The organism is Actinoallomurus sp. NPDC050550, assembly GCF_040655075.1.
Taxonomy (GTDB): Bacteria; Actinomycetota; Actinomycetes; order Streptosporangiales; family Streptosporangiaceae; genus Actinoallomurus.
This window is the reverse complement of the sequence record NZ_JBFAJC010000002.1, coordinates 113,885-137,212: the sequence shown is the minus strand read 5'-3', so window position 1 is coordinate 137,212 and position 23,328 is coordinate 113,885. Positions and strand designations below refer to the sequence as shown.

24 protein-coding genes and 1 riboswitch are annotated in these 23,328 nt (G+C 72.5%); of the genes, 4 read left to right on the top strand and 20 right to left on the bottom strand.

The annotated features are described in order from the left end of the window. Positions 1–18 precede the first annotated feature (18 nt). From ribH to ribD, 5 genes are read right to left on the bottom strand one after another with little or no spacing between them, the layout of a single operon-like run. Positions 19–531 carry a 6,7-dimethyl-8-ribityllumazine synthase gene (gene ribH, locus AB0I04_RS02940; protein WP_360877966.1) on the bottom strand — a complete coding sequence of 171 codons (513 nt, stop codon included), beginning with the start codon at positions 529–531 and terminating at the stop codon, positions 19–21. Further along, positions 528–1,736, bottom strand: a complete 1,209-nt coding sequence (locus AB0I04_RS02935) for a bifunctional 3,4-dihydroxy-2-butanone-4-phosphate synthase/GTP cyclohydrolase II (protein ID WP_360877963.1) — start codon at positions 1,734–1,736, stop codon at positions 528–530. The genes ribH and AB0I04_RS02935 overlap by 4 nt, the downstream gene beginning before the upstream one ends. Beyond that, a complete protein-coding gene (locus tag AB0I04_RS02930) occupies positions 1,733–2,380 on the bottom strand; it encodes a nicotinamide mononucleotide transporter family protein (RefSeq protein ID WP_360877960.1) in 648 nt (215 codons plus the stop codon). Before AB0I04_RS02930 ends, AB0I04_RS02935 begins: the two co-directional genes overlap by 4 nt. Continuing rightward, positions 2,377–2,976 carry a riboflavin synthase gene (locus AB0I04_RS02925; RefSeq protein WP_360877957.1) on the bottom strand — a complete coding sequence of 200 codons (600 nt, stop codon included), beginning with the start codon at positions 2,974–2,976 and terminating at the stop codon, positions 2,377–2,379. Before AB0I04_RS02925 ends, AB0I04_RS02930 begins: the two co-directional genes overlap by 4 nt. Further along, entirely contained in the window at positions 2,977–4,119 is a 1,143-nt protein-coding gene (gene ribD / locus AB0I04_RS02920) for a bifunctional diaminohydroxyphosphoribosylaminopyrimidine deaminase/5-amino-6-(5-phosphoribosylamino)uracil reductase RibD (RefSeq protein WP_360877954.1), read from the bottom strand. It abuts the gene before it with no gap. Positions 4,120–4,187: 68 nt separating this feature from the next. Next, positions 4,188–4,318, bottom strand: a riboswitch (FMN riboswitch). A 181-nt stretch (positions 4,319–4,499) separates the two neighbouring features. On the opposite strand from ribD, the gene AB0I04_RS02915 reads away from it, so the two are divergent. Continuing rightward, a complete protein-coding gene (locus AB0I04_RS02915) occupies positions 4,500–5,522 on the top strand; it encodes an MBL fold metallo-hydrolase (RefSeq protein WP_360877951.1) in 1,023 nt (340 codons plus the stop codon). A 167-nt stretch (positions 5,523–5,689) separates the two neighbouring features. Here AB0I04_RS02915 and rpe read toward each other — a convergent pair whose 3' ends face one another. After that, entirely contained in the window at positions 5,690–6,355 is a 666-nt protein-coding gene (rpe, locus tag AB0I04_RS02910; protein ID WP_360877948.1) for a ribulose-phosphate 3-epimerase, read from the bottom strand. A 61-nt stretch (positions 6,356–6,416) separates the two neighbouring features. On the opposite strand from rpe, the gene AB0I04_RS02905 reads away from it, so the two are divergent. After that, the gene (locus AB0I04_RS02905) at positions 6,417–7,007 is read left to right on the top strand and encodes a DUF3592 domain-containing protein (RefSeq protein ID WP_360877946.1); all 591 of its coding nucleotides are present in this window, start codon (positions 6,417–6,419) and stop codon (positions 7,005–7,007) included. A 51-nt stretch (positions 7,008–7,058) separates the two neighbouring features. Here AB0I04_RS02905 and AB0I04_RS02900 read toward each other — a convergent pair whose 3' ends face one another. Beyond that, the gene (locus AB0I04_RS02900; RefSeq protein WP_360877944.1) at positions 7,059–7,979 is read right to left on the bottom strand and encodes a LysR family transcriptional regulator; all 921 of its coding nucleotides are present in this window, start codon (positions 7,977–7,979) and stop codon (positions 7,059–7,061) included. Positions 7,980–8,108: 129 nt separating this feature from the next. Between AB0I04_RS02900 and AB0I04_RS02895 the strand changes: the two genes are divergently transcribed. Then, positions 8,109–9,392: a pyridoxal phosphate-dependent aminotransferase gene (locus AB0I04_RS02895; RefSeq protein ID WP_360877941.1), complete on the top strand. Its 1,284-nt coding sequence runs from the start codon at positions 8,109–8,111 to the stop codon at positions 9,390–9,392. Between the two features lie 81 nt (positions 9,393–9,473). Here AB0I04_RS02895 and AB0I04_RS02890 read toward each other — a convergent pair whose 3' ends face one another. From AB0I04_RS02890 to AB0I04_RS02875, 4 genes are all read right to left on the bottom strand, one after another. After that, entirely contained in the window at positions 9,474–10,859 is a 1,386-nt protein-coding gene (locus AB0I04_RS02890) for a transcription antitermination factor NusB (protein WP_360877939.1), read from the bottom strand. Then, positions 10,859–11,785 (bottom strand): methionyl-tRNA formyltransferase, encoded by a 927-nt coding sequence (gene fmt, locus AB0I04_RS02885; protein ID WP_360877936.1) that lies wholly within the window; start codon positions 11,783–11,785, stop codon positions 10,859–10,861. The genes AB0I04_RS02890 and fmt overlap by 1 nt, the downstream gene beginning before the upstream one ends. A gap of 19 nt (positions 11,786–11,804) precedes the next feature. Then, a complete protein-coding gene (def, locus tag AB0I04_RS02880) occupies positions 11,805–12,350 on the bottom strand; it encodes a peptide deformylase (RefSeq protein WP_360877934.1) in 546 nt (181 codons plus the stop codon). A 69-nt stretch (positions 12,351–12,419) separates the two neighbouring features. After that, positions 12,420–14,918 carry a primosomal protein N' gene (locus AB0I04_RS02875; RefSeq protein ID WP_360877931.1) on the bottom strand — a complete coding sequence of 833 codons (2,499 nt, stop codon included), beginning with the start codon at positions 14,916–14,918 and terminating at the stop codon, positions 12,420–12,422. A 153-nt stretch (positions 14,919–15,071) separates the two neighbouring features. Here AB0I04_RS02875 and AB0I04_RS02870 point away from each other — a divergent pair, with 153 nt between their 5' ends. Further along, positions 15,072–16,016 (top strand): ABC transporter permease, encoded by a 945-nt coding sequence (locus tag AB0I04_RS02870; RefSeq protein WP_360877928.1) that lies wholly within the window; start codon positions 15,072–15,074, stop codon positions 16,014–16,016. A 116-nt stretch (positions 16,017–16,132) separates the two neighbouring features. Here the strand turns inward: AB0I04_RS02870 and AB0I04_RS02865 are convergent, their stop codons facing one another. The 9 genes from AB0I04_RS02865 to mihF all read right to left on the bottom strand — a co-directional run bounded on the left by AB0I04_RS02865 (position 16,133) and on the right by mihF (position 23,032). Next, positions 16,133–16,501 (bottom strand): MmcQ/YjbR family DNA-binding protein, encoded by a 369-nt coding sequence (locus AB0I04_RS02865; protein ID WP_360877925.1) that lies wholly within the window; start codon positions 16,499–16,501, stop codon positions 16,133–16,135. A 34-nt stretch (positions 16,502–16,535) separates the two neighbouring features. Further along, the gene (locus tag AB0I04_RS02860; RefSeq protein ID WP_360877922.1) at positions 16,536–16,733 is read right to left on the bottom strand and encodes a hypothetical protein; all 198 of its coding nucleotides are present in this window, start codon (positions 16,731–16,733) and stop codon (positions 16,536–16,538) included. A gap of 129 nt (positions 16,734–16,862) precedes the next feature. Next, positions 16,863–18,035 carry a cytochrome P450 gene (locus tag AB0I04_RS02855; protein WP_360877919.1) on the bottom strand — a complete coding sequence of 391 codons (1,173 nt, stop codon included), beginning with the start codon at positions 18,033–18,035 and terminating at the stop codon, positions 16,863–16,865. Positions 18,036–18,260: 225 nt separating this feature from the next. After that, the gene (locus AB0I04_RS02850; protein ID WP_360877916.1) at positions 18,261–19,001 is read right to left on the bottom strand and encodes an MBL fold metallo-hydrolase; all 741 of its coding nucleotides are present in this window, start codon (positions 18,999–19,001) and stop codon (positions 18,261–18,263) included. A 144-nt stretch (positions 19,002–19,145) separates the two neighbouring features. Next, positions 19,146–20,339 (bottom strand): methionine adenosyltransferase, encoded by a 1,194-nt coding sequence (metK, locus tag AB0I04_RS02845; RefSeq protein ID WP_360877913.1) that lies wholly within the window; start codon positions 20,337–20,339, stop codon positions 19,146–19,148. Positions 20,340–20,462: 123 nt separating this feature from the next. Next, positions 20,463–21,647 (bottom strand): bifunctional phosphopantothenoylcysteine decarboxylase/phosphopantothenate--cysteine ligase CoaBC, encoded by a 1,185-nt coding sequence (gene coaBC / locus AB0I04_RS02840; protein ID WP_360878799.1) that lies wholly within the window; start codon positions 21,645–21,647, stop codon positions 20,463–20,465. Positions 21,648–21,781: 134 nt separating this feature from the next. Then, the gene (gene rpoZ, locus AB0I04_RS02835) at positions 21,782–22,048 is read right to left on the bottom strand and encodes a DNA-directed RNA polymerase subunit omega (RefSeq protein ID WP_252782944.1); all 267 of its coding nucleotides are present in this window, start codon (positions 22,046–22,048) and stop codon (positions 21,782–21,784) included. A gap of 14 nt (positions 22,049–22,062) precedes the next feature. Next, complete coding sequence (gmk, locus tag AB0I04_RS02830; RefSeq protein ID WP_360878796.1) at positions 22,063–22,647, bottom strand: guanylate kinase; 585 nt, start codon at positions 22,645–22,647, stop codon at positions 22,063–22,065. Between the two features lie 58 nt (positions 22,648–22,705). Further along, positions 22,706–23,032, bottom strand: a complete 327-nt coding sequence (mihF, locus tag AB0I04_RS02825; protein WP_252782942.1) for an integration host factor, actinobacterial type — start codon at positions 23,030–23,032, stop codon at positions 22,706–22,708. Positions 23,033–23,328: the final 296 nt, after the last annotated feature.

Sequence of the window (23,328 nt, the reverse complement as noted above, 5' to 3'; positions counted from 1 at the left end):
GTGTCGCGGCGTCGACGCTCAGGAGCCCAGATGCTCCGCGTCATGCCGCGCGTGACCGTGGTGCCGAAGACCTCGCAGGGTCAGTGCCGTATCGAGAGCGGCCACGGTCGCCTCCATCCCTTTGTCCTCGTGGCTGTGGTCCAGCCCACATCGGTCCAATGCCTGGTCGAGCGTCTCACATGTTAGTACCCCATTGCCCACCGGGGTGCCTTCGTCCAGGGCAACCCTCGTCAAACCCGCGGTGACGGAGTCGCAGACGTAGTCGAAATGCGGGGTCCCGCCGCGGATGACCGTTCCCAGGCAGACGACCGCGTCGTTGTCGCGGGCGAGCTGCTGGGCGACGACCGGGATCTCGAGCGCGCCGGCCACGCGCACGACCACCGGATCGGCGACGCGGCACTCCTTGGCCGTCGCGACGGCCCGCTCCAGCAGCTGGTCGGTGACCTGCGCGTGCCACCGGGTGCAGACGATGCCCAGTCGCAACCCGGAGGCGTCGACGAAGGTCTCCTCCGGACGTCCGGCTCCACTCATCCCAGGTCTCCGATCGTGTGGCCGAGGCGGTCGCGCTTGGCGGCGAGGTAGCGCCGGTTGTGCTCGGTGACGGAGACGGGCAGCGATTCCCGTCCGCGTACCTCGACGCCGAAGCTCTCCAGCCCGTCGACCTTGGCCGGGTTGTTGGTCAGCACCCGGACGGACCGGACGCCGAGGTCGAGCAGCATCTGCGCCGCGTTGCCGTACTCGCGGGCGTCCACCGGCAGGCCGAGCTCGAGGTTGGCGTCGACGGTGTCGGAGCCGTCGTCCTGGCGCTGGTAGGCCCGCAGCTTGGCCAGCAGGCCGATGCCCCGGCCCTCGTGGCCGCGCAGGTACAGCAGCACTCCCCTGCCCTCGGCGGCGATCGCGGCCATCGCGGCCTCGAGCTGGGTGCCGCAGTCGCAGCGCTCGGAGCCGAGCACGTCGCCGGTCAGGCACTCCGAGTGGGCCCGGACGAGGACGTCCTCGCCGTCGCCCAGGTCGCCGTACACGAGGGCGACGTGCTCGCCGTCGTCCACCTCGCTGGCGTAGCCGACCGCACGCCACATGCCGTGGCGGTTGGGGATCCGGGTCTCGGTGATGCGCTCGACCATCCGCTCGGTCCGCTTGCGGTACTCCACGAGCTGTTCGATCGAGATCAGCTTGAGGTCGTGCTCCTTGGCGAAGATCTCCAGCTGCGGCAGCCGCGCCATCGTGCCGTCGTCGTTGACGACCTCGGCCAGCACCCCGGCCGGGGTCAGCCCGGCCAGCCGCGCCAGGTCGACCGCCGCCTCGGTGTGCCCGCGCCGCCGCAGCACCCCGCCCTCGCGGTAGCGCAGCGGGAAGATGTGGCCGGGCCGGACCAGCTCGTACGGCTCGGTCGCCGAGTCGGCGAGCGTGCGGATCGTCCGGGCGCGGTCGGCGGCGGAGATGCCGGTGTCCACACCGTCGCGGGCGTCGACGCTGATGGTGTACGCCGTGCGCATCCGCTCGTTGTTGTGCGCCGTCATCAGCGGGATCTGCAGCCGGTCGAGGTCCGGGCCCTCCATCGGCACGCAGATCACGCCGCTGCTGTACCGGATCGTGAAGGCCACCAGCTCCGCCGTCGCCTTGGAGGCGGCGAAGATGAGATCTCCTTCGTTCTCCCGGTCGGCGTCGTCGACGACGACCACGGCCTTGCCGGCCGCGATGTCCGCGATCGCATCTTCCACGCTGTCGAAACTCATGCCGCTACCACCTTGGGCTCGGTGTGCCGCCGCTGTCGGCGGTACTGCTTCAGCCAGTCACGGAAACCGGCGAGGACGAGAATGAAGAAGATCCCGTACGCCGCGCCGGAGACGTACAGCCCCGACTTGAACGCCAGGGGGACGCCGACCAGGTCGACGAGGACCCAGATGACCCAGAAGTCGACGAGCGCGCGGCTCTGCGCGAACGTCGCGACCGCGCTGCCGACGAAGATGTACGCGTTGGCCAGCGGCGACCAGGAGATCTGCAGCCAGGGGATGTTCGCGAACAGCAGGGCCACCGCGACGGTGCCCGCCGCGAGCACGCCGATGAGGGCGGTGCGCTCGCGCGGGGTGGCCGGGCGCACGGCCAGCTCCCGACTCTTCCGGATGCCGCGCAGCCACCGGACCCAGCCGTACGAGGCCAGCGCCAGGAACATCACCTGCTTGAGCGCGTTGCCCGGCGCGTGCGCGCTGAGCGAGGCGACGAGCAGGAGCGCCGCGCCGGCGATCTGCACGGGCCAGGTCCAGATCGTGCGGCGGATCGCCAGCAAGACCGTGCCGAGGGACAGGACGTTGCCCACGAGGTCGGTCCACAGGACCTTCTCGCCGAGGACGGTGATGCCCGCCTGTGTCCAGGAGCTCACCGTGCCCCTCCGGCCGTGACGAGGCGCTCGACGTACTTGGCGACGACGTCGACCTCGAGGTTGACCGGGTCGCCGGGGCCCTTGCGGCCCAGGGTGGTCAGCTCGAGCGTCGTCGGGATCAGCGCGATGGTGAAGGCGTCGTCGCGGGCCTCGACGACGGTGAGGCTGACGCCGTCGACCGTGATCGAGCCCTTCTCGACGACGTAGCGGGCCAGCTGCGGGGGCAGTTCGACCGTCACGACCTCCCAGCGGTCGCCGGGCTCGCGGGAGACGACGCGGCCGACCCCGTCGACGTGGCCCTGGACGATGTGGCCGCCGAGCCGGTCCGTCGGCCGTACGGGGCGTTCGAGGTTGACCGGCGATCCCGGCTTCAGGCCGGCGAGGCTGGACCGGTCGAGCGTCTCCTTCATGACGTCGACGGTGAAGGCGTCGTCCTTGACGTCGGTCACGGTGAGGCAGACCCCGTTGACCGCGATGGACGCGCCGTGCACGGCGTCGGACACGACGAGCGGGCCACGGACGGTGAGCCGGGCGGAGTCCCCCGCCGGTTCGAGCGCGACCACCTCGCCGAGTTCCTCGACGATTCCGGTGAACATTCAGTGCTCCCTTCGGGCCGCTACCGGCCGGGTGGGGGTTTCGGCGGCTTGCGGTACGGCGGTGACGCGCAGGTCCGGGCCGATCCGCGTGACGTCCTCGATCCGCAGGTGGTGGGCCTCGGCGAGCGTGCCGACGCCCGCCGGGCCGAGCGCGGTGGTGCCGGAGCCGAGAAGCGTGGGGGCGAGGTAGGCGACGACCCGGTCGACCAGCCCGGCGGCCAGGAACCCACCGGCCAGGGTCGGGCCGCCCTCGAGGAGGACCGAGACGATCTGCCGGTCGCGCAGCTCGGCGAGGAGGGCGGCCAGGTCGAGCCCGCCGTCGCCGCGCGGCAGGCGGACGACGGCCGTGCGGGCCTCCAGCGCCGCGGTGTCGGTGTCCTCCGCGACGGCGATCAGCGTGGGGGCCTCGTCGTCCAGGATCCGGCTGGTCAGCGGCGTACGGGCCCGGCCGTCGACGACGACGCGCAGGGGCCTGCGGGACGTGAGCAGGTGATCGTGGCGCTGCACGCCCCGTACGGTCAGGCGGGGATCGTCGGCCAGCACGGTCCCGGCGCCGACGACGATCGCGTCGCAGCGGGCGCGGAGCTCGTGGACGTCGTGCCGGGCCTCCGGGCCGGTGATCCACTGACTGGTGCCGTCGGCGGCGGCGGACCGGCCGTCCAGCGTCGCGGCGAACTTCCAGGTGACGTGCGGCCGGTTCAGCCGGGTGCGGGTGAGCCACTCGGCGTTGGCCCGCTCGGCCTCGTCGGCGAGCAGCCCGCCCTCGACCTCGATGCCCGCCTCGGCGAGCCTGCGGGCTCCGCCACCCGCGACCGGGTCGGGGTCGGCGACCGCGTAGACGACGCGCCGGACGCCGGCGTCGATGACGGCGAGGGTGCACGGGCCGGTACGGCCCTGGTGGTCGCAGGGTTCGAGGGTGACGACGAGAGTGCCGCCGCGGGCCCGGCCGGCGGCCTCCCGGAGCGCGACGATCTCGGCGTGCGGGCCGCCGGCGTAGGCGTGGTATCCCTCGCCCGCGACCTCTCCGGCGGCGTCGAGGACGACACAGCCGACGACGGGATTGGGGCTGGTCTCACCGCGGGCGCGGACGGCGAGCGCCAGCGCCCGGCGCATCGCCCGCTCCTGCGCGGGATGATCGGTCACCCGGGCCTCCCTCATCAGGCTCCGGGTGTGTGGCAAGGCCACAGATGCCATGCCCACGAAGGGCACGGCCGCGCGCTGCCTCCCATCCGGACTTTAACCGTCGGTCCCGGAGTTCCACCGGGTCAACCGGCCGATGGTTTCGGCCGGGTCGCGGACTGTCACCGCCGGTTCGGAATTTCACCGACCCCGGAGCACGCTTACTGACTCCCAACCAGTGTGCCACGCCGGACATTCCGCGCCATATGTGAGGATGTCCACAGCTGGCCAAGCAAGCGCTCGCTTGGTTGGCATCGAAACTTGTGGACGCTAACAATGGCGCGGGCCGCCCGTGGTCCGATATAGATCGAATGTCGTTCTAGTGCGAAAGATGAGGCGGGCCGATGACGCAGCGGACGGAGTGGATAGAACCTGGAGCGTTCCAGGTGGCGCCGGGCGTGCACCGCATCCCCCTGCCTCTTCCGAGCGACGGCCTCCGCGCCGTCAACGTCTACGCGATCGAGGGCGATGACGGCCTGGTCCTGATCGACGGCGGCTGGGCCCTCGAGGAGTCCCGGCGGCGGCTCGAAGCGGCGCTGAAGGAGATCGGGTACGGCCTCGGGGACATCACGCGGTTCCTCGTCACCCACGTCCACCGCGATCACTACACGCAGGCGGTGGCCGTCCGCCGGGAGTTCGGGACGCGGGTCAGCCTCGGCATCGACGAGCGCGCGACCCTCGAGCTCCTCACGGGGCCGCGCCGGCGTGAGGACTCCCCGCAGCTCGCCCAACTCCTCGTGTGCGGAGCACGCCCGCTCGTCGAGCGCCTGAAGGCCGCCTGGCGGGAGGGCGGGCACGACGTCCTCGAGTGGGAGATGCCGGACGACTGGATCGACGGCCGTACGGAGCTGCCGCTGGGCGGCCGGGACCTCCTCGCCGTCCCCACGCCGGGCCACACCCGGGGGCATCTCGTCTTCGCCGACCTCGACGACGGGCTGATGTTCGCCGGTGACCACGTCCTGCCCCACATCACGCCGTCGATCGGGTTCGAGAGCGCGCCGGGCGCCTCCCCCCTCGGCTCGTACCTGGACTCCCTCAGAATCGTCCGGGAACTCCCCGACCTGCGGCTGCTCCCCGCCCACGGGCCCGTCACCGACAGCGTGCACGCCCGCGTCGACGCCCTGCTGGCGCACCACGCCGAGCGCCTCGACGCCTGCGCGGCGGCCGTCACCGCGGGTTCGGGCACGGCGTACGAGACGGCCCGCGCCCTGACCTGGACCCGGCGGGAACGCCATTTCGACGACCTCGACATGTTCAACCAGATGCTGGCCACCACTGAGACCCAGGCGCACCTGCTGGTGCTCGTCGCCCAGGGCCGGCTGCGCAGCCACGCGAACGGCGACGGCGCCGAGGTGTTCGAGGCGTAGGGACGCGCCGTCACGGCCGGCGCGGCGCAGGGGGCGGCCTCGTGGCCGGTGGACTCGTGATCCGCTCGCGCGACGGCGACCGGGCCGACGCGGTGTGGGCCGCGCTCGCCCGCTCGCGCGGGGAGACGCGGCCTGAACGGTGTTCCGCGGTCGCCTGCTCGCGCGGGCTACGCGGTGTAGGCGGCGCTCGCCTGCTCGCGCAGGGAGCGGACGGCCTCGGCGGGGTCGTCGGCGGAGTAGACGGCCGACCCCGCCACGAAGACGTCCGCGCCCGCCTCGGCACAGCGCTCGATCGTCTCGGCGTTGACGCCGCCGTCGACCTGCAGCCAGACGTCCGACTCGCGGCCCTTGATCAGCTCTCGGGCGCGCCGCACCTTGGGCAGCACCACGTCGAGGAACGACTGGCCGCCGAAGCCCGGCTCGACCGTCATCACGAGCAGCATGTCGATCTCGGGCAGCAGGTCGGCGTACTGCTCGACGGCGGTGCCGGGGTTCAGCGCCAGTCCGGAGCGCGCTCCGGCCGCGCGGATCGCCCGCAGCGTACGGATCGGGGCGCTCGCGGCCTCCGCGTGGATGGTCACGCTGGACGCGCCCGCCTCGGCGTAGCCGGGAGCCCACCGATCCGGGTCCTCGATCATCAGGTGGCAGTCCAGCGGCAGCGGCGTGACCTTGAGCAGCGACTCGACCACCGGCAGCCCGATGGTGAGGTTGGGCACGAAGTGATTGTCCATCACGTCGACGTGGATCCAGTCGGCGCTGGCGACAGCCGTCACCTCATCGGCGAGGCGGGCGAAGTCGGCGGACAGAATGCTGGGAGCGATTTGCACGGCCATGATGTGCCCAAGTCTAGAGACTTCAAAGGATGGCCATGCTCCGGAATCGGAGGTGATCAGCGTGACCGACGCCCCGCGCGGCCATGCCGACGTCGCATGGGTCGACGTCTCCCGGCGCAGAGCCTGGTGGGCGGTCAGTATCGGATGGGGCCTGCTGCAGCTGGTCATCCTCGCGCTGTGCCTCTTCTGGGGCGGAGTCGCGGGCGTATCCGTGACCTGGTCGCTACTGCCGCACCTGCTGGGCATCCGGCATAGCGTCAACGGCCTGGCCGTCGGGTTCCTCACCGGACTCGCCGTCGGCCTCATCATCAACCACAAGGCTCGCATGTGGGTCCGGCGAGCGAGACTGCGCCGGCTGCGAAGGCGCGGGAGCAGGGCAACGGCACGCGTGGCCGCCGTGGACCGGCAGCACCGCTCGGTCAGGGGATCGAAGAGCACCTCCTACGTCGTGCGCCTGCAGTGGATCGATCCCGCGACCAGGACCGGGTACCGGTGCCGGCGCTGGTATCGCTTCGCGGGGTCGGGATCCGCGGCGTTCGAGAAGGCCTGTTCCACCGGCGCCGAGGTCACCGTCTGGTTTCCGCCGGGCCGGCCGTCCCGGGCCGTGGTCGACATCCCGTTCGCACCCGTCATGGCCGACCTGCTGTTCTAACAATCGTCATGATTCGCCGGCCCGTTCCCGGTCGCCGGCGGTGTCGGGGTGTCAGCGCCGCCGGTCGACGCGGTCGACGTCCACGGCGGCCGCGGCGGACTTCAGCGCCTGCACGGTGACCGCGACCGAGGGACGGCGTACGCTCGCCGTGCGCACGACCGCGTAGACGTAGCGGGTCATCGCCCGGGGCAGCCGGCGTACGGCGATCCCCGCAACGTCGGTGGTGAGGGCGAGACTGGGGATGGCGGCGATGCCGACGCCCCGGGCCACCAGGCCGAGGATCGTGCCGAGCCCCTCGAACTCCCACGGCACCGACGGAGCGCCGCCGACGTCGGCCAGGAGCCGGTCGAACGCCTGCCGTGACGGCTCACCGGGTGGAGCCGCCATCCAGGGCTCCTCGCGGAGCCGCCGCAGATCGATCGAGACGGCCGGGTCGGCCGCCCAGTGGTCGGCCGGCACTACGAGGACGAGCGGGTCGTGCATCAGCAGCGAGAAGCGCAGGCTGCCGCCCCCGCGGGTGGGGAGACGGCCTGTCCAGTCGTCGATCAGCGCGACGTCGACCTCGCCGGAACGCACCTGCGGCAGCCCGTCCCCGGAGCTCTGGCGGAGCTGGAACGTCAGGCCCGAGTGGCGGCGCAGGCTGTGCGCGAGGGCGGGCGCGAACGCGATCGCCGCCGTGGGGAAGGCGGTCAGGACCACATGCCCGGACGGCTCCGGCTCGGCCATGTCCGCCTCGGCGAACTCGATCATCCGGAGGATGCGCTCGGCGTGGCCGGCGAGCCGGCGTCCGGCATCGGTCAGCTCGGCGCTGCGGGCGGTGCGGTCGAGGAGCGCCGTGCCGATCTCGCGCTCGAGCACGGCGAGCTGCTGGGAGACCGCCGACGGGGTGTAGCCCAGGGCCTTCGCCGTGGCGGCGATACTGCCGCGCTCGGCGAACTCACGCAGCAGCCGGAGCCGCCGGACGTCAAGCATAAGCTCATCTTATGCATAGCAGCGGAAAGCCTCGCTTGTGATGATGCACTTCGAGACTCGACGATTGAGGGGTACGGCGCGCCGCGAACAACACCTCACACAAATGCCCCGCATCCATCAGGAGCGAAGATGCCAGTCGCAGTATCCGCGACTCTTGCCGCCAACGAGGCGCTCGACGACAGACGACGGGCCGGCCTGCCGGTGCTGCCCCTCGCATTCGGCGAGGCCGGCCTGAACGTCCACCCGTCGCTCGAACGCGAGCTCGCCGCCGCTGCGGGCCGTGGCGCGTACGGCCCGGTCGCGGGCAGTGCCGCCCTGCGCGGCGCCGCCGCGGGCTACTGGCGCCGTCGCGGTCTACGCGCGGACCCCGACCTGGTGGTCGCCGGCCCCGGCAGCAAACCGCTCCTGTACGCCCTGCTGCTCGCGATCGGCGGCAGCGTCGTCGTCCCGCGCCCCAGCTGGGTCAGCTACGCCGCGCAGACGCGCCTGATGGGCACCGAACCGATCTTCGTCGCGACCCGGCCCGGCGAGGGCGGGGTGCCCGACCCCGACGCCCTGCCGGAGGTCGTGGCGCGCGCCCGCGCCGCCGGGCAGCCCGTCCGCAGCGTCGTCGTCACCATCCCCGACAACCCGACGGGCACCCTGGCCCGTCCCGAGACCGTACGCCGGCTCTGCGAGGCCGCCCGCGCGCTGGACCTGATCATCATCGCCGACGAGATCTACCGCGACCTCGTCTTCGACCAGGGTGCCGGGTTCCCGTGCCCGGCGCGGTTCGCGCCGGAGCGAACGGTGATCACCACGGCGCTGAGCAAGAGCCTCGCGCTCGGCGGCTGGCGCATCGGCGTGGCGCTGCTGCCGGAGGAGCTCAGCGGCCTGCGGGACCGGCTCGCCGCCGTCGCGAGCGAGATCTGGTCGAGCGCCTCCGGCCCCGTTCAGGAGGCGGCCGCCTACGCCTTCCGCGAGCCGGCGGAGATCGTCGACCGGATCGCGGCGAGCCGGCGGCTGCACGCCACGGTGGCGACCGCGGTGGCCGAGCGGTTCGCCGACGCCGGGGCGCGTGTGGCGATGCCGCAGGGCGGCTTCTACTGCTATCCGAGCCTCGACGAACCGGCGTTCGCGGATCTCGGCGACCGGTTCGGCGTCAAGACGGACACGGACCTGGCCGAGTTCCTGCTCGACGAGTACGGCGTCGGCGTCCTTCCGGGAAGCGCGTTCGGCGACCGCCCCGAGGCGCTGCGCATCCGCGTCGCGACCAGCCTGCTGTACGGCGAGACCCATGAGGAGCGCGAGGCCGCGCTCCTCACCCCGGACCCGCTCACGCTCCCATGGATCGCCGACGCGTTGGAGCGTGCCACCGAGGTGCTCACGGACCTGTCCTCGCCCGTCCGCGAGCCGGTTCCGATCTCCGCCTGACGCCGCCCGACCCGGGCCGACGGCCCAAGGGCTGTCCAGTAGATCTCTGTCCACCGGACACCCCTAGACGCGCGGCCTGGGTCAGGCGCGGCGGCGGAGCAGGGCGAGGAACATCGCGTCGGTGCCGTGCCTGTGCGGCCAGAACTGCGCGTACGGGCCGTCGCCCAGGTTCGGCACCTCCGTGAGGTGGGCGGGGGCGTCCAGGCGCTCGACGTCGTCGCGGTCGCGCAGCACGTCGTCGACGACGACCCTGGTCTCGGCCAGGTGCGGTGAGCAGGTGACGTACGCGACGACGCCGCCGGGACGTACCGACTCCAGCGCCGAGGTGAGCAGCCGCCGCTGCAGCGGGCCGAGCTCGGCGACCGCCTCCGGGCCGCGCCGCCAGCGAGCCTCCGGGCGGCGGCGCAGCGCTCCCAGGCCGGTGCAGGGCGCGTCGACGAGCACGCGGTCGAACGAGCCCGGCCGCCAGGCAGGCCGGGTGCCGTCCACCACGGCGATGGCGCCCGCCGCGTCTACGCTGCCCGCGACGAGGCGGGCGCGATGCGGCTGGACGTCGCAGGCGAGCAGGTGCGCGCCGCGCTCGCCCGCCAGGCCCGACAGCAGGCCGGCCTTGCCGCCCGGGCCCGCGCACAGGTCGAGCCAGCGGCGGTCGGGGCCGTCGAGCTCGGCGCGGACGAGCGCGAGGGCGACGAGCTGGCTGGCCTCGTCCTGGACCGCCGCGCGGCCCTCGGCGACCGCGGGGATCGCACCGGGGTCGCCTTCGGCCAGGTAGGCGGCGTACGGGGAGTACGCGGCGGGCTCGCCGCCGAGCTCCTCGACGGTCGAGCGGCCGGGCCGGGCGACCAGCGTGACCCGGGGCCGGTCGTTGTCGGCGGCGAGGAGCGCCTCGATCTCGGCCGGCCCGACGGCGTCGCGCAGCGCGTTCACGATCCAGCGCGGATGGCTGTGCACGACCGTGAGGCGGGCCGTCTCCTCCTCGGGCGCCACGATCGCCAGCCAGGCGTCCAGGTCGCGGGCGGCGACCTTGCGCAGCACCGCGTTCGCGAACTTCGCCTGGCCGGGACCGGCCACCGACCGGGCCAGGTCGACGGTCGTGCCGACGGCGGCGTGCGCCGGGATGCGGGTGCGCAGCAGCTGGTGGGCGCCGAGCCGCAGGACGTTGAGCAGCGGCTGATCGATCTTGGCCACCGGGCGGTCGCTGCACACGTCGAGGACGGCGTCGTATGTGCCGCGCCCGCGCAGGGTGCCGTAGGTCAGCTCGGTCGCCAGCGCCGCGTCGCGGCCGGTCAGGCCGCGCTCGCGCAGCAGGGACGGCAGCAGCAGGTTGGCGTACGCGTCGCGGTCGTCGACCGCCTGGACGACGTCGAACGCGGTGCGGCGCACAGGGTCGCGCGGACGGCGCGGCCGCTGCGCGGGACGGCGGTTCGCCCCCGGTGCGGGGGTGCGGCGGGAATGCCGGGGAGGCATCAGATCAGCTCGTCCTCGTCGGTCGGGTGCACGCCGCGCGCCCAGTCCGCCGCGTCCATGCGCTGCTTGCCCTGCGGCTGAACCTGCCCGAGCAGCACCGGATGGGTGCCGGTGCCGGCGAAGACCTCGTGCTTGGAAGCCCGCAGTCGGCCGGGCGCGAGCGGCTCGGCGTCCGGAGCGGGCCGGACCGGACCCAGCTTCAACCGCTCACCGTGGAACGTCGTCCAGGCCCCCGGTGCCGGCGTGCAGGCGCGGATCCGCCGGTCGACGTGCAGGGCGGCACTGCTCCAGTCGACGCGGGCGTCGTCGGGGGTGAGCTTCGCGGCGTACGAGACGCCGTCGGCGGGCTGCGGGCGGGGCTCGAGCTTGCCGTCCTCGATGCCGTCCATCGTCGCGACGAGCAGCTGCGCGCCGGTCTGCGCCAGGCGGCCGAGCAGGTCGCCACTGGTGTCCTCGGGCAGGATCGGCTCGGTGACGACGCCGTACACAGGCCCGGTGTCGAGGTCCACCTCGATCTGGAACGTCGCCGCGCCCGTGATGTCGTCGCCGTGCAGCACGGCGTGCTGCACAGGCGCCGCGCCGCGCCAGGCGGGCAGCAGCGAGAAGTGGAGATTGACCCAGCCGTGCCGCGGGATGTCCAGCGCCGAACGCGGGATGAGCGCGCCGTACGCCACGACCGGGCAGCAGTCCGGCGCGATCTCACGAAGCCGGTCGAGGAACTCCGGCTCCTTCACCTTCGCGGGCTTGAGCACCTCGACGCCCGCCTCGGCCGCCTTATGGGCGACCGGGCTCGGCGTCAGCCGGCGCCCGCGCCCGGCGGGCGCGTCGGGCCGGGTGACGACGGCGACGACCTCGTGCCGGGATTCCAGCAGCGCCGCCAAGGCGGGCACCGCGGTCTCCGGCGTTCCGGCGAATACCAGGCGCACTAGCGGTCTCCGTCCGCGCTCACAGGGCCTTGCCGAACGTACTGTGCGGCGACTCCTTGACGATGGGCTTCGGCTCACCGAACCACTCGGCCTCGCGGATCGCCTTCATCGCGGCCTTGCGCTGTTCCTGGTCGAGCCGGTCGATGAAGATGATGCCGTCCAGGTGGTCGGTCTCGTGCTGGACGCAGCGGGCCAGCAGGTCGGTGCCCTCCAGGACGATCGGCTCGCCGTACATGTTGAAGCCCTTGGCGACCACACCGATGGCGCGCTTGGTCGGGAAGACCAGGCCGGGCAGCGACAGGCAGCCCTCGTCGCCCTCCTCCTGCTCGTCCGACAGGTCGAGGGTGGGGTTGACGACGTGGCCGAGCTGGTCGTCGACGTAGTACGTGAAGACCCGCAGGCCCACCCCGAGCTGGGGCGCGGCCAGTCCGACGCCCGGCGCCTCGAGCATCGTGTCGGACAGGTCCTTGACGAGCGTCCGGAGCTCCTTGTCGAAGTCCTTGACCGGATCCGCCGGGGTCCGCAGGACCGGGTCACCGAAGAGGCGGATGGGCTTGACTGCCACGTACGGCTCCGTTTCGACGTTCTGGGGCTGGAACACCTCAGTCTACGGACGTCCGGACACCGGAAGCGCTCAGATCAGCTCCAGCGGGTCGATCTGAACCCGGATCACGTCGGCGGCCTTGCGCGCGCTGCGCGCGGCCTGGGCCGCCTTGAGGCACCGCGCCAGAACCACACCCCGGGCCCGGTCGACCCGGACGAGCGCGCGTTCCTGGCCGTCGCCGACCTCGACCGGCCCCAGCACCTCCGCGTCGGGCGGGAGTCCGGCCGCCTCCACCAGCTCGCGGATGGCCTGCGGACTCCCGGTCAGGGACGCCATGCGCACGGCGGGCGGGAAGCCGAGCTCGCGGCGTTCGGCGAGCTCGCGTTCGGCGAACGTCACCGGGTCCCAGCGGATCAGCGCCTGCACGGGTGTGAGGGCGCCGTCGGCGAGCACGATGACGGGACCGCCGGAGCGTACGAGGGCGGCGGCGTCGGTCCAGCGGCGCATCGCCTCCTCCCCCGCACGCAGGTCGGCGCGGCCGAGCAGCACCCAGCCGTCGAGCAGTAGCGCCGCGGCGTACCCGTCGGTGGGCACCGGCTCGGCGCCCGGGGTGGCGACGACGAGCGCCGGTTCCGGGCCCACCGAGTCCAGCACGCCGTCCCGCCCCGAGGTGCGGACCGGCACGCCGGGGAAGGCTCGGCCCAGTTCTTCGGCGGTGCGCCGCGCCCCGACCACCACCGCCCGTACGTGCGGGCTCTCGCACTCCGGGCAGCGCCACATCCCGGCGATCCGCCCGCACCATCGGCAGTACGGCGCCGCGTGCCCCGAGGTCAGGGCGAGCGGCCCCTCGCACTCCGGGCAGCGCGCCGGGCCCCGGCAGCGGGCGCAGGCCAGGGCGGGAACGTAGCCGCGTCGTGGCACCTGGACGAGCACCGGACCCGTCTCCAGGCCCTGCCGGGCCGCCCGGAACGCCAGGTGCGGCAGTCGCGCCGTGCGGGCGGCCTCGTCCCGGGCGAGCTCGGCGTCGTCACCGGCGGGCCGGACGTACGGCATCGACCGGCGCAGCCGGTCCCGGTCCGGGACGAGGGCGTGCGCCCAGCCGGTCTCGACGAGCTGGGTGGCGTCCGTCGTGCGCGTGAACCCGCCGATGAGGGCACCGGCGCCGGCCCGGTGAGCGCGCAGCGCGAGGACCTCGCGGGCGTGCGGGTACGGGGCGTGCGGCTCGGCGTGGACGTCGTCTCCGTCGTCCCACAGGACCACGAGCCCCAGGTCGCGCACTGGCGCGAACATCGCCGCGCGTGTGCCCACGACGACGTTCACCTCGCCGCGCAGAATGGTGAGCCAGCGGCGGTAGCGCTCGGCCGGACCGAGCTCGGCGGTGAGCGCGACGTGCCCCTCCACGCCCTCCTCCGCCTGCAGGGCAGCGTCGACCCGCGCCACCTCCCGGCCGTCGGCGACCACGATCAGGACCCCCTGCCCACCGTCGAGCGTGGCACGGGCGGCACGGGCGACGAAGGCGGTCCAGTCCGTTCCGGGGAGGGCGGTCCAGACGGCGTGGGGAGCACGCCCCGTCGTCAGCGCGGCGAGGAAGGACGGACCCGCCCGGTAGGCCTCCCAGGGCCCGGGATCGACGGACGCGCCTCCGTCCCGGCCGGCTCCGCCGCCCGCCGACCGGCTTTCCCCCTCGGGCTCCGCCTGACCCGCGCCGCCCGCCACGTGATCGACCCGCTCGCTCAGTGTCGCGGCGCTTTCCCGACCGGTCCGGTCGCCCTCCGTCCCGGACGCATCCCCTTCGGCGTCCGCGCCCTGGCCCGTGCCACCGCTCCCGCCCTCGGCGTCCGCGCCCAAGCCCGGAGCTCCGGCCTCGCCGCCGGCATCCACGCCTCCGTCCATGGCGTCGGTCTGACCGTCGGCCGCGCCCCTCGCCGGCTCCGTGCCGCCGGCCTCCGGACCGGCCGCCTCCCGCACCGGGCCCGCGCTCCGTCCAGCACCACCCACCTCAGCCCCGGCCGTGCTCCCCTCCGCGCCACCGGCCTCCGGACCGGCCGCCTCCCTCGCCGGAGCAGCGCCCTGCTCGGCACCGTCGGCCTCCGTAGCGGCCACCTCCCGGGTCCCGTTCGCGATCCGGACGGTGGTCTCCGCGGCGGCGGGCCTGCGTTCCGCTTCGACGCGGGCGTGCCGGGGCGGGACGGCGAGGCGGAGGACGTCGGCGAGGACGCCGGCGTAGCGGTCGGCCACCTCGCGGGCGAGCGCGGCGATCTCGGGGGTCAGCACCGGTTCGGGGGAGATCACGCGATCGAGGAAGGACAGCCGCCCGTCGTGGTCGCTCTCCTCGACGCGATCGAGCAGGAAGCCGTCGACCAGCTGACCGGCGAACCGCACCCGTACCCGGCAGCCCGGCACGGCCTTCTCGTCCAGGTCCGACGGGACCAGGTAGTCGAACGGCCGGTCCAGGTGCGGCAGGGACACGTCGACGGCGACCCTCGCGACCTTCATCGTCTCCGCGGGCAGCCGCGCGCCCTTCCTCGACGCCTTCTTGCGGCCGGCGCGCGGGCCCGCCTCGGGGACGACAGCCGTCACGTCGTCCATCCCGGGGATCTGGGGAGTGGTCCCGGGCCCCCCGCCGTCGTTCGCCACTCCCCCGTCCTACCAGATCGCATGGACACCGACGCCGCCGCGAACCGGCGGGAAGGCCGCCGAAGGCCCGATCAGGACCGGCATCGATGCCGTAGGTTGGCGCGCATGATCCGTTTCGTGATCCGCCGAGTCCTGACCGGCGGGTTAGTGCTCTGGATCGTTACGACGGGCGTCTTCATCCTCTTCTTCGCCACCTCTCGCGATCCGGCCGCCCGCTTCGCCGGAAAGATGGCCACACCTGAGACGCTCGCCCTGCTCAGGCACCGGATGGGCCTGGACGATCCGATACCGGTGCAGTACTGGCACTTTCTCACTCGTACGCTCGAGGGCGATTTCGGCTACTCGTACGTCACGAGAACTCCGGTCGGCGACATGCTCAAAGACGCCTTTCCCGTCACCGTGTCCCTGGCCGTCGGAGGGTCCGCCCTGTGGCTGCTCGTGGGCCTGGTGTGCGGAGTCGCCAGCGCCAGGCGGGCGCACACGCTCGTCGACCGCGGGATCGCGGTCGCCGTTCTGGTCGGCATCTCGGTACCCGCGTTCATCGCCGCCATGACCCTGCTCTATCTGTTCACCGCGGCACTGCCGATCTTTCCGCAGAGCGGCTACGTCCCCATCGGACAGAATCCGGTTCGGTGGTGCGAACACCTGATCCTGCCCTGGGCGACATTCGCGATCGTGCAGGCTGCCGTCTACACCCGGTTGACCCGGGGCGCGCTGCTCGACGTGCTCGACGAGGACTACATCCGCACCGCACGCGCCAAGGGCCTGGCCGAACATCGCGTCGTCTTCCAGCACGGCCTCCGAGCGGCGCTGACGCCCGTCGTCACGCAGTTCGGCGTCGACGCCGGCATGGCGATGAGCGGCGCGCTGGTCACCGAGTCGGTGTTCGGCCTGCAGGGAATCGGGCAGCTGACCGTGCGGTCCATGATCAGTGGTGACCTCCCGGTCATCATGGCCGTCGTGCTGCTCGCCGCGTTCTTCACGGTGCTCGCGAACGTCGCCGTCGACATCGTCTACTGCGTCCTCGACCCCCGCGTACAACTCGCCTGAACCGGTCCCCCGGTCGCCGCGCCGACGTCGCCGAAAGCGACACGGAGGGCAGGGCACGTCGGGGGGCAGGGGCGCATCGGCTGACCAGGCCCGCGACCGGACGGCGGACCGTCCGGTCAGCGGCGGCGGGTGCCGGTGACCGGGCTCGGTCCGAGACGTGCGGCGGCGACGCGCTTGGGCACGACCATGCGCCAGGCATCCTCGACGAGTTCGCGCATCTCGTCCTCGTCGAGGGTGGCGAGGCGGACCTCGACCCAGTTGAAGCGCTGGTCGGAGAGCCGGGGCATGAGGAACTTCTCCGGCTCCGCGGCGATGAGGGCTTCGCGTTCCTCCTTCGGGAACGCGAAGCCCATCTCCTTCTCGTCGCGGGAGAACGCGAGGTAGACGATCTTGCCGACCCGGAACTTGATGCGGTCCCTGATCAGGTGCTCTTCGGTGCGCGGCAACGACGATGCCACGCGCCGTACGTCCTCGACCGTGACCATCCCCGCCCGTCCCTTCCTCACGCCCGCGTGCGGCTCAGCAGTCCGGCGCGGAGCAGGTCAGCTCCATCTCGTCGGAGGCCTCCTCCGTACGGGCCCGGCCCGGCGGTCCCGCCGGGGCGTGATGGCGTTCGAGCCGGGCGGCGACGGCCAGGGCCCGCAGCGAGTGCGACCGCACCAGGTGCTGCCGGGGGCTCGCGGCCCGGGTCCTGCGCTGGGGGATGCTGTTGTTCACCGATGACCTCCAGGGGTTCGCGGTGACACACGCTCATCGGAAGGCGGCGTGTGTCCCTCGTACTCCACAGCGCAAGATCATTGGTGAATATTCCGAAACGTGAATAATTCTTCCGCTGCCTCGCGGCTCTCAGGCGGCCGTGAACGTGACGGGCAGGTGCTCGAGCCCGCGCAGTCCGCCGATCTGCCGGGGCAGTTCTCCGTACGGCACGGCGAGGGCAAGATCGTCGAGTCGCCGCAGCACCGTCCCGATGGCGATTCGCCCCTCCAGCCGGGCCAGCGGCGCGCCGAGGCAGTAATGCATGCCGTGCCCGAACGCCAGGTGGGCGTTGCCGGGTCGTGCGACGTCGAGACGGTCCGCCTCGGGGAATTCCGCCGGGTCGCGGTCGGCGACCGCGGTGGCGATGATGACGGTCGCGCCCCGGGGAACGGCCACTCCGCCGATCTCCAGGTCCTCCTCCGCGACGCGCAGGACGCCCGGGTTCACCGGGCCGTCGTATCGCAGGAACTCCTCTACGGCGTCCGGGAGAAGACGCGGATCGTCGCGAAGGAGCTTGAGCTGGCCGGGGTGGGTGAGCAACGCCGCGATGCCGTTGCCGATCAGATTGACCGTGGTCACGTAGCCGGCGACCAGCAGCAGGAAGGCCATCGCCACCAGCTCGCCCTCGTCGAGCCGCTCGTCCTGGTCCCGGGCGGTGATCAATGCGCCGAGCAGGTCGTCGGCGGGGTCTGCCCGCTTGGCCGCCAGGAGCCCTTCCAGATAGGACCACATCTGCCGCCACGCCCGCTCCGTCGCCGCCCTGGCCGTCCGGTCCGGGCGCGAGGCGAGCAGAACGTTCGTCCACGCCTGGAAGCGATCCCGGTCCCTCAGGGGCACGCCGAGCAGCTCACTGATCACCGTGACCGGCAGCGGCAGGGCGAAATCCTCGATCAGGTCCGCCCGCCCGGCCGGGATGATCGCGTCGAGCAGCCGATCAGTGATCTCCTGCACGCGTGGTTCGAGTTCCGCGACCCGGCGGGCCGTGAACGCCTTCGACACGAGACGGCGCAGCCGCGTGTGGTCGGGCCCATCGAGGCGGATCATGCTGCGCATCGCGGAGGTCCGCTCCGCGGAGGGCAACTGCTCCAGGAGCCGAGGGTCCGTGGCACCACGGAGGTCATTGGTCAGACGAGGATCCGTGAGCGCCTCCCGGGCATCGCCGTAGCGGGTCACCAGCCACGCCTCCAGCCCGCCTACGGTGATGACCCGGCGGACCGGGCCGCCCTCCTGGAGCCTGCGATAGAACGGGAACGGGTCGGCCACGAAGGCCGGATCCTCATGCGGTAGAACGATCGGCTCACGCATCCGGTACCCCCGAACCGGTCACGACGGCGGCGGCGTCCGCCGTCCGGGCCGCGCCTCCGCTCACGCGGCCGTGCGGGACCGGAAGCGCACCGCCCGTACGCTCTTGGGTCTGCCCGCCGGGAACCGGCGTCAAGCTTCGCGGTCGCGACTACGGGCGCGTCACCCGGGACCGTCATGGCCGTCTCAGAGGCTTAGCCCGGCGTCCCTCGCGGCGACCGTCACCGGGCCCGCGAACTCCCGGAGAGCGGCCTCCCGGGCGGTCTCGCGCGGAGTGCCGGGCCACAGGTGGGTGAGCATCAGGCGGGCGGCGCCCGCGTCGGCGGCCTGCCGCGCCGCCTGCCGGGCGCTGGTGAGGAAGGCGGCGTCCTCCGGCGGTACGACCTCCGGATAGGTCGCGTCGGCGATCAGCAGGTCGGCGTCCCGGGCGAGTTCGACCACCTCCGGACTCGGGCCGGTGTCGCCGGTGTAGGCGAGGACCTTTCCGCCGGCGGCCACGCGTACCCCCGCGTTGGGCACCCAGTGCGGGAGCAGCCGGGTGTCGACGGTGAACGGCCCGATGCTCAGGCGGTCACCGGCGGAGAACTCGCGCAGCGCCAGGGCGTGGTCGAGCATCCCCGGACGGTCCAGCGCCAGCACCGCGTCCAGGGCGCCGGGCAGCGCGTACACCGGCAGCGCCGGGACCGGCTCCGCAGCCAGGCCGCGGGCCCGCAGGAGCGGGTTGAGGTCGGCGCAGTGGTCCGGGTGCCCGTGGCTGATGACCACCGCGTCGACCTGGTCGGCCGTGATGTGCCGGAAAAGCTCGGGCACTGTCGCGTACCCGAGGTCGAGCAGCAGCCGACGCCCGTCGTGCTCCACCAGGAACCCGCTGCACGCCGCTCCGGCGGCCGGCCACGCGCCGCACCCGCCCAGCACAGTGATCTTCACAGCGAGCATCCTAGGGATGTTGTTCGTGGCGAGCGGCGTCCAGAGATCCACCGGGCACCCCTGGAACGCGTCGCGGCCGCCCCGGAGTCATCCGGGACGGCCGCGATGTGAAGCAGGGTGCTTCCCCGCCGAAGGGCGCTCGGGTCAGAGCCCGGCGGCCGACTGCAGGGCCTCGGCGCGGTCGGTCCGCTCCCACGAGAAGTCCGGCTCCTCGCGACCGAAGTGGCCGTAGGCGGCCGTCTGGGAGTAGATCGGGCGGAGCAGGTCGAGGTCGCGGATGATCGCGGCCGGGCGGAGGTCGAACACCTGGAGCACGGCCTTCTGGATCTGCTCCACCGGGGCCTTCTCGGTGCCGAAGGTCTCGATGAACAGGCCGACCGGGTGGGCCTTGCCGATGGCGTAGGCGACCTGCGCCTCGCAGCGGTCCGCGAGGCCCGCGGCGACGACGTTCTTGGCGACCCAGCGCATGGCGTACGCGGCGGAGCGGTCGACCTTGGAGGGGTCCTTGCCGGAGAAGGCGCCACCGCCGTGGCGGGCCATGCCGCCGTAGGTGTCGATGATGATCTTCCGGCCGGTGAGACCCGCGTCGCCCATCGGGCCGCCGATCTCGAACCGGCCGGTCGGGTTGACGAGCAGGCGGTAGCCCTCGGTGTCGAGGTCGAGCTCGGCGACGACCGGGTCGACGACGTGCTCCTTGATGTCCGGGCTCAGCAGGTCGCTGAGGCTGATGTCCGGGGCGTGCTGGGAGGACACGACGACCGTGTCGAGCCGGACCGCGCGGTCGCCGTCGTACTCGATCGTGACCTGGGTCTTGCCGTCGGGACGCAGGTAGGGGACCACGCCGCTGTTGCGGACGGCGGACAGGCGCTGGGCGAGCCGGTGCGCGAGCATGATCGGCAGCGGCATCAGCTCCGGCGTCTCGCGGCAGGCGTAGCCGAACATCAGGCCCTGGTCGCCGGCGCCCTGCCGGTCCAGCTCGTCCGCGCCCTCGCCCTCGCGGGTCTCGTACGCGTCGTCGACGCCCTGCGCGATGTCGGGCGACTGCGCGCCGATGGAGACCGACACGCCGCAGGAGTGGCCGTCGAAGCCCTTGCTGGAGGAGTCGTAGCCGATCTCGAGGATCTTCTCCCGGATGACGCCGGGGATGTCCACGTACGTCTCGGTGGTCACCTCACCCGCGACGTGGACCTGCCCGGTGGTGATCAGCGTCTCGACGGCGACGCGGCTGCGCGCGTCGTCCTTCAGCATCGCGTCGAGAATCGCGTCACTGATCTGGTCTGCGATCTTGTCCGGGTGACCTTCCGTCACGGACTCGGAGGTGAACAGGCGACGTGACACGTGGGTGCACTCCTTGCAGCGGCTGCTGACTGACGTAGCAGAGCGGATCTCTTACGGGTATCGGACGCGCAGTCTATCCAGAGGCGATTAAGGCACACTCAAGCCACGCTGGACCCGTGTTCTTTACTGTAGCCGCCCTGTCACCTGGTCCCATACCTCGTCGGCCAGGTCTTCTTTCGACCCCCGGGGCACGTCGACGGAGGTGCCGTCGGCGGACAGGATCACGGCGGCGTTGTCGGGCGCACCGAAGGTCAGTCGCTCGCCCACCTCGTTGACGACCAGCAGGTCACAGCCCTTGCGGGCGAGCTTCTCCCGCCCGTTGCGGAGCACGTCGTTCGTCTCGGCGGCGAATCCGACGATCACCTGGCGGGGGCGGCGGGCGGCGACGAGCTCGACGAGGATGTCGGGGTTCTTGACCAGGGCGATCGGCGCGGGTTCGTCAGTGTCCGTTTTCTTGATTTTCACGTCGTGGTAGCCGGCCGGCCGGAAGTCGGCCACCGCGGCCGCCATGACGACGGCGTCGGCGTCGGCCGCCGCCTTGAGCACCGCGTCGCGCACCTCGAGCGCCGAGCCGGCCCGTACGACGTCGGCGCCCGCCGGGTCCGGCAGCGCGACGTTGGCGGCGACGAGCGTGACCCGGGCGCCGCGCGCGAGCGCGGTCCGCGCGAGGGCGTAGCCCTGCAGGCCCGAGGAGCGGTTGCCGATGAACCGGACCGGGTCGATCGCCTCGCGGGTGCCGCCGGCCGAGACGACGACGTGGCGGCCGGTGAGGTCGGCGGGAACGCCGCCCCGCGCCAGGACGAGGCGGGCGACGTCGAACAGGGCGTCGGGATCGGGCAGCCGTCCCTTGCCGGAGTCGGCGCCCGCGAGCCGGCCGACGGCCGGCTCGATCACGAGGCAGCCGCGCGAGCGCAGGGTCGCGACGTTGGCCTGCGTGGCCGGGTGCTCCCACATCTCGGTATGCATCGCCGGCGCGAACACGACCGGGCAGCGTGCCGTCAGCAGGGTGTTGGTGAGCAGGTCGTCGGCGAGGCCGTGCGCGGCCCTGGCCAGCAGATCGGCGGTGGCCGGCGCGACGAGGACGAGGTCGGCGCCCTGGCCGAGCCGGACGTGCGGCACTTCGGCGACGTCCGACCAGACCTCCGTGGCCACGGGCTGACCGGACAGCGCCGCCCATGTCGGCTCGCCGACGAAGCGCAGCGCGTCACGCGTCGGGATCACCCGGACGCCATGCCCGGACTCGGTCAGCCGCCGCAGCAGCTCGCAGACCTTGTACGCGGCGATGCCGCCGCCGACCCCGAGGATCACCCGGGGACGCCCGGCCGGGTCAGCTCCCGCACTCACCTGCGGGCCCTTCCGCCGGGCACGCCGCGACGCCGTACGGCCGCCGCGGACGGCCGCCCGTCAGGGCGCGACACGCCCCAGGGCCGCCGGAGGACAACTCAGGCGCCTTCGATGGCCTCGGAGTGCAGCAGGCCCTCGCGGACCTCGCGCAGCGCGATCGACAGCGGCTTCTCCTGAACCTGGGTCTCCACGAGGGGACCGACGTACTCCAGGAGGCCCTCGCCGAGCTGGGCGTAGTAGGCGTTGATCTGGCGGGCGCGCTTGGCCCCCATGATCACCAGGCTGTACTTGCTGTCGACGATCTTCAGCAGGTCGTCGATCGGCGGGTTCGTGATGCCTTCGGCACCAGGGGCATTCGATGCCACTCCTGCGCCTTCCGCTAGTCGGAGTTCGGTGGTTGTGCAGCCAGCAAGGCTACCAGCTCCGAACAGACGTCCTGGACCGACGTGTTGACCAGTGTGACGTCGAACTCCTTCTCGGCCGCCAGTTCCGTACGGGCGGCGTCGAGACGGCGCTCGATCACCTCGGGCGGCTCGGTGCCACGGCCGATCAGGCGGCGGACGAGCTCGTCCCACGACGGTGGCGCGAGGAAGACGAACAGCGCCTCCGGCATGGCGGCGTGCACCTGCCGGGCGCCCTGCAGGTCGATCTCGAGCAGGACCGGCACGCCGGCTTCGAGGTGCTCAAGCACCGCGCGGCGCGGCGTGCCGTAACGATTGCCCGCGAACTCGGCCCACTCGAGCAACTCCCCTTCGGCGACGAGCCGCTCGAACTCGGCGACGTCGACGAAGAAGTAGTGCACACCGTGGACCTCGCCAGGACGGGGCGCACGGGTTGTCACCGAGACCGACAGCCACACCTCCGGGTGGGCTCGCCGGATCTCGGCGACGACCGTGCTCTTGCCGACGCCGGACGGCCCGGAGAGGACCGTCAGGCGCCTGGACGGGATGGAGCCGCCCGCCATGGGGGTGGCGGAAGCGGCCGCGGCGGTCTGCCCACCGCGCCCGCCCGTGGCGAGTCGATCAGCGATTTCCACCGCCGCCGAACTCACGCTCGAGAGCGGCGCGCTGGTTGGCACCGAGACCCCGCACGCGGCGGGACTCGGCGATACCGAGCCGCTCCATGATCTGCTTGGCGCGGACCTTGCCGACACCAGGCAGGGACTCCAGCAGAGCCGACACCTTCATCTTGCCGATGACGTCGTCGGCCTGCCCATCCTTCAGAACCTCAGCGAGGGAGGTACCCCCGTGCTTGAGCCGGTCTTTGACCTCGGCACGCTCTTTGCGAGCCTTTGCAGCCTTTTCCAGAGCTGCGGCGCGCTGTTCAGGGGTTAGGGGCGGAAGCGCCACGCCGGGTCACCTCGTGTTTCCACTCGATTGAGTCGGACGGCTTGGGAACCTAGCGAGTTCAGGGCCCATAAAGCAACGTGAAAGCCCGTATAGCCCGTCATTAAGTTGCAGATGTTACTCTATGGGGTTCCCTGGTCACTCACTGTATTGAAAGTAGGGGGTTCTTACACCCCGAACCGTACGACGGCCTGGCGTTTCTTGCGAGGGGAAAACAGGCCAGTCAAGCGGCTCCGAGACGACCGCGTCGACCCGGCGACAACCGCGCGCGGACGGACCGCTCCGGCGGCGTCCCACAG

Coding starts and splice junctions, on each gene's coding strand:
- AB0I04_RS02890 (WP_360877939.1), bottom strand. CDS start 10,859: ATGCCTCCCCGGCATTCCCGCCGCACCCCCGCACCGGGGGCGAACCGC.
- AB0I04_RS02900 (WP_360877944.1), bottom strand. CDS start 7,979: ATGCTTGACGTCCGGCGGCTCCGGCTGCTGCGTGAGTTCGCCGAGCGC.
- AB0I04_RS02895 (WP_360877941.1), top strand. CDS start 8,109: ATGCCAGTCGCAGTATCCGCGACTCTTGCCGCCAACGAGGCGCTCGAC.
- AB0I04_RS02925 (WP_360877957.1), bottom strand. CDS start 2,976: ATGTTCACCGGAATCGTCGAGGAACTCGGCGAGGTGGTCGCGCTCGAA.
- AB0I04_RS02935 (WP_360877963.1), bottom strand. CDS start 1,736: ATGAGTTTCGACAGCGTGGAAGATGCGATCGCGGACATCGCGGCCGGC.
- AB0I04_RS02865 (WP_360877925.1), bottom strand. CDS start 16,501: ATGGTCACGGTCGAGGACGTACGGCGCGTGGCATCGTCGTTGCCGCGC.
- gmk (WP_360878796.1), bottom strand. CDS start 22,647: ATGGCGGGCGGCTCCATCCCGTCCAGGCGCCTGACGGTCCTCTCCGGG.
- AB0I04_RS02875 (WP_360877931.1), bottom strand. CDS start 14,918: ATGGACGACGTGACGGCTGTCGTCCCCGAGGCGGGCCCGCGCGCCGGC.
- AB0I04_RS02870 (WP_360877928.1), top strand. CDS start 15,072: ATGATCCGTTTCGTGATCCGCCGAGTCCTGACCGGCGGGTTAGTGCTC.
- ribH (WP_360877966.1), bottom strand. CDS start 531: ATGAGTGGAGCCGGACGTCCGGAGGAGACCTTCGTCGACGCCTCCGGG.
- AB0I04_RS02915 (WP_360877951.1), top strand. CDS start 4,500: ATGACGCAGCGGACGGAGTGGATAGAACCTGGAGCGTTCCAGGTGGCG.
- rpe (WP_360877948.1), bottom strand. CDS start 6,355: ATGGCCGTGCAAATCGCTCCCAGCATTCTGTCCGCCGACTTCGCCCGC.